Raw genomic sequence first — 744 nt, 5'->3', positions numbered from 1 at the left:
AGCCCGCTCCCCGCCGGCATGGGCTTCAGCCGGATCGAATACCGCGACTCCCTGCGGCACAGCGACCTCGAGCATCTGGGCCGGTCGATCGCAAGCGAACTCACTGCCGGCGAAGGCCGTTTCTGGCTTCACCTCGACCTGGACATCCTTGACGAAGAAGCCTTCCCCGCAACCGACTACCTCATGCCGGACGGCCTCAGCATGCCGGAACTCAGGGCGATCTTCGCCCCGCTCGCAGGCTCGGAGGGGCTGATCGGTGTCAACGTGACCTGTTTCAACCCGGAAAAAGATCCGGACGGTTCCTGCGGGGCCGCTTTGGTCGAGATGCTGGAAACGACGCTGATCGCCTGACCACCACTTATGGAGCGATCCTTCGTCCGGGATTTCCGAATAGAATCCGCGGATCGTGCTTGAAGCCGGCTCAAAAGCCCCAGATTTCACCCTGAAGGACCAGAACGGCAAGACCGTGACGCTTTCCGACTTTTCGGGCAAGACGGTCGTTCTCTACTTCTACCCCAAGGCCAACACTTCGGGATGCAAGACGCAGGCCGAAGGGGTCCGTGACCACAAGGCCGACTACGCCAATGCCGGGGCGACCGTGATCGGCGTCTCGCCGGACGAAGTCAAGGCCGTCAAGAAGTTCGATGACAACAACGGTTTCGGTTTCACCCTGCTGGCCGACAAGGACCACAAGGTCTCCGAGATGTACGGCACCTGGGTCGAGAAGTCGATGTATGGCAACAA

The 744-nt window shown here is 60.8% G+C and carries 2 protein-coding genes; both read left to right on the top strand.

Annotation, left to right across the window (positions count from 1 at the left end):
* Positions 1-351, top strand: a 351-nt coding sequence (locus VB775_RS10240; protein ID WP_323216774.1) for an arginase family protein, incomplete at its 5' end; no start/stop codon positions are given.
* A gap of 55 nt (positions 352-406) precedes the next feature.
* On the top strand, positions 407-744 hold a 338-nt coding region (locus VB775_RS10235; RefSeq protein ID WP_323216772.1), incomplete at its 3' end, for a peroxiredoxin.

Origin of the sequence: Pseudanabaena sp. CCNP1317 (assembly GCF_034931345.1) — a bacterium.
Lineage (GTDB): Bacteria > Cyanobacteriota > Cyanobacteriia > Pseudanabaenales > Pseudanabaenaceae > Pseudanabaena > Pseudanabaena galeata.
This window is presented reverse-complemented; position numbering and strand designations above follow the sequence as displayed.